General features: G+C 73.2%; 6 protein-coding genes. 2 read left to right on the top strand and 4 right to left on the bottom strand.

Annotation, left to right across the window (positions count from 1 at the left end; translation table 11 throughout):
* Nucleotides 1-124: 124 nt before the first annotated feature.
* From ACWEKR_RS28800 to ACWEKR_RS28785, 4 genes are read right to left on the bottom strand one after another with little or no spacing between them, the layout of a single operon-like run.
* A complete protein-coding gene (locus ACWEKR_RS28800; protein WP_452357107.1) occupies nucleotides 125-928 on the bottom strand; it encodes an ESX secretion-associated protein EspG in 804 nt (267 codons plus the stop codon).
* Nucleotides 925-2,235, bottom strand: coding sequence for a PPE domain-containing protein (locus ACWEKR_RS28795; protein WP_452357106.1), 1,311 nt, complete (start codon nucleotides 2,233-2,235; stop codon nucleotides 925-927). The genes ACWEKR_RS28800 and ACWEKR_RS28795 overlap by 4 nt, the downstream gene beginning before the upstream one ends.
* Nucleotides 2,228-2,662 (bottom strand): hypothetical protein, encoded by a 435-nt coding sequence (locus ACWEKR_RS28790; protein ID WP_228829781.1) that lies wholly within the window; start codon nucleotides 2,660-2,662, stop codon nucleotides 2,228-2,230. The genes ACWEKR_RS28795 and ACWEKR_RS28790 overlap by 8 nt, the downstream gene beginning before the upstream one ends.
* 34 nt (nucleotides 2,663-2,696) lie before the next feature.
* On the bottom strand, nucleotides 2,697-3,413 hold the full coding sequence (locus tag ACWEKR_RS28785; protein ID WP_452357105.1) for an alpha/beta hydrolase: 717 nt from the start codon (nucleotides 3,411-3,413) through the stop codon (nucleotides 2,697-2,699).
* Nucleotides 3,414-3,521: 108 nt separating this feature from the next.
* On the opposite strand from ACWEKR_RS28785, the gene ACWEKR_RS28780 reads away from it, so the two are divergent.
* A complete protein-coding gene (locus ACWEKR_RS28780) occupies nucleotides 3,522-4,433 on the top strand; it encodes a Vgb family protein (protein ID WP_452357104.1) in 912 nt (303 codons plus the stop codon).
* Nucleotides 4,434-4,465: 32 nt separating this feature from the next.
* Nucleotides 4,466-4,724, top strand: a 259-nt coding sequence (locus tag ACWEKR_RS28775) for a hypothetical protein (RefSeq protein WP_452357103.1), incomplete at its 3' end; no start/stop codon positions are given.

The following is a 4,724-nucleotide window of genomic DNA, read 5'->3' as shown; positions in this document are numbered from 1 at the left end:
CCGGCGAGGCGGCAGAAGCAGACCGGGCCGAGCGTGCTGTCCGGTCGGCGTGTCTGTCACGCGTTCATCCGTTGCGCAGTCGCTTGTCGGTGGGCGATGGACCCGAAATGGGCGGCCGAGATGTTCAGCGCCCGGCGTAGGCGGTGGACGTGCGCGCGGCCGCGGTGACGAGCGGGCGGAGGTGGGCGGCGAAACGATCCGCGGTCACCGCGACGATGTCGACGTCTGTACCCGTACGCACCGCGTACCGGCCGTCGGCGACCACGTCGATCCAGCACAGCACGCCGAACGGGCGTAGTTCACCCGCGCCGCGACGGGCGGAGACGACCATCTGCCCGATGCCTTCGCGCGGTTGCCGGAGCAGCTTGCGGATCCGGGATGGCGTGGACGGCCCGGCGACCGGAACGGTGACCAGGTTGCGGCTGTCCTCGCCGACTTGGGTCAGGGGAGCGGTCAGCCGCGGGAGGGCGCCGGGAGTGTTCTCCGGAAGCATGGAAACGATACGCGCGCACAAGCTTTTGGAGCTGCCCGCGAACAATCGCACCTCGCCGCCGCGGTCGGGCGTCGCGCCGGGGCGTTGCGCCGCGACCACCGCGATGTTGCCGGCGGCGGCTCCGAGGATGCGCACCGGCCGCGCCGCGGGATCGGGCCCGGCGTCGGTCACCGGTCGCGCTCCGCCGTCCTCGCGCGCCGCGTCCCGCTGACCGAACACCTCGACGCGCAGGTCCGGGTGGGCGAGAACGCGCAGCGCCGCCTCCAGATCCGCGTCCAGGACCTGATCGCACCAGCGTTCGAGCGCCGGAAGCTGCGCGGCGCGTTCACCGATGTCGCGGGCCGACAAGCGCACGGCGAGTGGGTAGGGGATGCGATCACCGTCGGTGCGTGACCAGGCCAGCGCGAACTGGTCCGGGGTCAGCGTCCAGTTCACTCGTACTCGGACCATTCCCCGAGGACGGGCGGCGTGGTCGGATCGAGCGATCCGATGAGTTCGCCGCCGTCGTCGGAGGGTTCGAGGAAGGTGGGCAGGTCGTCGAGGTCGAACTCGTCGTCCTCGTCGTCGATCGGCGCCAGGCGTGCGGTCGCCGCGTTCGCGGCCACACTCGAACCCGCGCGCGGAGTGTCCATCGCGGCCACCGCGCCGCCAATCAGGCCGCCCATCGCGCCCGCGCCGAGACCGGTGACCGCCGCGTCACCGCTGTCGTCGTTCTTGCGCCGCTCGTCGCGCTTGCGCTGTTCCTCGGGCGGAACCTGGGGTCCCGCACCCGGCACGGCAGGCACCGTCATCGGCTCGCTCGTCGCCGCGGCGGGTGCGGTCGTCGGCCCCGGTGCGCCCGGGGTGGGCGCGGCACGGAGGACCGACGCGGCCGCCATCGCCGGAAGCGCCGCCGCGGCGGCGGGCGCGACACGAGACGCGGTCGGCGCCGGCGCCTCGCCCGCGGTGGCGGCGGCGGTGGTCGGCGTGGCAGCGGCCGCGGTGGATGTGGACGCAGCCGCCACGGTGGGTTCCGGATCGGCCTGCGCAACAGCGCCCCGCTGCTGTACCGGGTGGCTCGGATCCGGCGATGCTGTCCCGAACGATATGGGCTGCGCGGCAGGCGAGGGCTGGGCACCTGCGATGATCTTGCTCGACGGTGCGGCGCCGGGCGCCGCGGCGGTCGGCTGATCCGTCTCGTCGGGGAACGCGGGCACGTCGGTCCCGGTCTGCACGAACACACCGGCGTAGATGTCGTTCATCGCGCGCACGACGTCCTGGCGGGCGTGCTCACTCGCCTTCTGCCCCTCGACATTGCTGGTCGCCTGGGCCGGATCCAGCAGTGCTCCCGCGAGATCCGGTGCGGCGGTGGACGGCTCGGTCACCGCGGCCCGCAACGCTTCGGCCGCGTCGCTCGCTCGCCCGAGGCGCTGCGAGACCACCGCGAACACGTCGGCCAGATCCTGGCCGCCCTGCTCGAACACGCGCACCACCGCGTCCGCGCTCTTGGCCGCGGAGCCGCGCCAGCCGTCGGCGATGGCCGCGCGAATCTCGGTGTGCGCCTGGAAGACCGCGTCGGCGAGGTGCGCCGCCGCGGCACTCCACGCCTGCTGGCCGCCCGCGAGCACGGCCGGATCCAGCAGCTGCACCTTGGCGTGGATCTCACTGTGGGTGAGGTTGTCGAACACTTCGACATTCGGCGCGTAAGCGGGATCGGTGCGCCGGTGGGTGGCCCGCTCGCCGGCGCGCGGCATCTCACGCATGTGCGGCTCCCGTTACGTCGATCCGCTCCACTGCCAGCGCGAGGGCCTGGTCGGCCTGCTGGTAGGTGGCGGCCGCGGCGCGGAAGGTCTGGGCGAGTTCCCGCGCGGCGGCGGAATATTCGCGCAATCGCGTGATCGCGCCGTCGGCCTTGCGCTCGAAACCGGCGCGCAGCGCATCGCCGGAGGCGAATCCGCCGAAGCCGGGCAGGGCGGTGGCGGCGCTCAGCACGCGGATCTGCTCGTCGACCCGATCGGCGAGCAATTCGTACTGGCGCGCGCAGCGTTCGTGCGCGCCGTCGGCGACGAGCAGGGTGTCGATCCACAGCGAGCCGTCGTCGACCGCCCGGTTCAGCGCGGCGATGTCGATACCGGGTGCGGTGACCTCCGCACGTGGCTCTCCGCCGAACTCGTTCTCCTGCGATGGCATCTGCGCCGTCCCCCTTCCTCGTCCGAAGAGCGGTTCACGGATGTCGTGCCAACCCCACGACGACACCCTGCGTCCAATCCGCGATGTCGGCAGTGACCCGCGCGTGCACCGGCTCGTGCAACAGGTCGTGCCCTGCGTCGATGTACTCCCGTAAATCTACCGATTCGTGGCGGCTAGTCCAGACCCTGACGGCATCGATCGGCGCGCGCCGATCGTCCACGCCGTGCACCGCGAGGACCGGAAGTCCGCGCGGCAGTGGCGTTCCCGGCGCGCCGGGCGCACCGCCGCCGAGCGCGCGCTTCGGAACGCCCGACAGCACCAGGCCCGCGAGCGCGTCGGCGGGCGGGGCCGGTCGCAGCGGGAAGTCTCGTTCCGCGGTCGCCGGATGCGGTGTCCGGCCGGTCGTTTCCGGCACCGCCGCGCCGAGCATGCCCAGCGCGGTCACCGCGCCCAGCGAGTGACCCAGCAGGATCAGCGGCCGGTCGCCGCGCGCCAGTTCGACGAGCCGCACGGCGTCCGCCACCAGCTCGGCCAGTGTGCCGGGCCGCTCCGGATCGCCCTCGCTCAACCCGTGCCCGAAGGTGTCCAACGCCCACACCTGCGCCCCGGCGGGCCGCAAGGCGCGCGCGAACCGGTGGTAGTGCCCGCTGTGCTGCCCGATCCCGGGCAGCAGAACGAGCGTGTACCGCGGATTCTCGATCGGCCACCGCCGATAGTGCATCCGTCCGCGCGCGCCGTCGAAAAAAGGCATTCACCGATAGTGCCAAACATCGTGTCGTGGATGGGACGGCACGATCTCGCGCCGAATAACGGCTAAGATCCGCGGCGACTCACCCCTAACCCAGCCGAGGTGCCCGCGTTGAGAATCCTCCGCCGTCCAGGCGCCTTCCTCGTCTCCGCGGCGGCGCTCGCCTGCACCGCGGTACTCGCGCCGGTCGCCCGGGCCGCGCCGCCGGTCGCCGCCTGTGACCCCGCGGTGGCGGTCACGGCCGTCGAGGCGCCGGTGCCGGTGCTCGACTGGGCGGAGAACCTGGGCTACGACGCCCAGGGCCATCTGTGGGTCTCCCGGCTCTACCGCAACGAGGTCCAGCGCTACGACGCCGCGGGTACGGTGACCGCGACCGTCCCGGTGGAGTTCCCGGGCGCGGTCCGGCTCGGTCCGGATGGGTTGCTGTACGTCGTCTACGGCGACGCGCCGGTCAGCGTCGTCCGGCCGGGCGGCGTGCTCCGGTTCGATCCGGCGGCGGCCGTGCCGACACCGGAGGTCTACGTCTCCGGGTTCGCGATGCCCAACGGCGCGGCGTTCGACCCGGACGGAAACCTGTACGTCGCGACCTTGTCCGGCGTGGTCAAGGTCCGTCCCGACGCCTCCGTCGACACCGCCTGGGGCGCACCACTGGCCGGACTGGCCGCCAACGGCGCGGTCGTGCACGACGGCGTGCTGTATATCACCGCCAACGGAGGCCCGCTCGGCCGGATCGTCCGTATCCCGCTCGACGACCCCGCGGCTCGCGCCACCGTCGCGGATGTGGCCGGGCGACTGCCCGGCCTGCCGGATTTCGCCGACGATCTGCTCGTCGACCCGAGCGGCATCCTGTACGTCACCACGCTCACCGGCCAGTTGGTTCGAGTCGATCCCACCACCGGCGCGGGCTGCGCCGTTCTCGCGGGCCAGCCGCTCACCGCGGTGGCCGCCGTCCCCGGCCGCCCGGCCGAATTGATCGCGAGCACCGAATCCGGCGCTCTCCTCCGGATCCGCCTGGCCCGCTGATTAGAACGGGACGGGTGCGCATGCGCGGCCCGGTGCCGACTCGAAGTCGGGGCTCGCGTGTCGTCGGCTACGACCTCGCACTCAACGTCACCGTCGCCGACCCGGCCAAGGGCTCCGTCGCTGGCACCGCTCTGCCGATGAGCGGTGGCGGCCGCGCGCACGCCCTCGCATTTGCCGCGCGCACGCCCTCGCATTTGCCGCGCGCAGGCCCTCGCCGCGCGCAGGCCCTCGCCGCGCGCAGGCCCTCGCCGCGCGCAGGCCCTCGCCGCGCGCAGGCCCTCGCCGCGCGCA

The organism is Nocardia sp. NPDC004573 (assembly GCF_053602135.1).
The sequence above is the reverse complement of the archived record's forward strand: the minus strand, read 5'-3'. Positions and strand labels throughout refer to the sequence as shown.

Excerpts from the sequence above, each read along its gene's own strand:
- ACWEKR_RS28785 (WP_452357105.1), bottom strand. The coding sequence starts at position 3,413 with ATGCCTTTTTTCGACGGCGCGCGCGGACGGATGCACTATCGGCGGTGG.
- ACWEKR_RS28790 (WP_228829781.1), bottom strand. The coding sequence starts at position 2,662 with ATGCCATCGCAGGAGAACGAGTTCGGCGGAGAGCCACGTGCGGAGGTC.
- ACWEKR_RS28795 (WP_452357106.1), bottom strand. The coding sequence starts at position 2,235 with ATGCGTGAGATGCCGCGCGCCGGCGAGCGGGCCACCCACCGGCGCACC.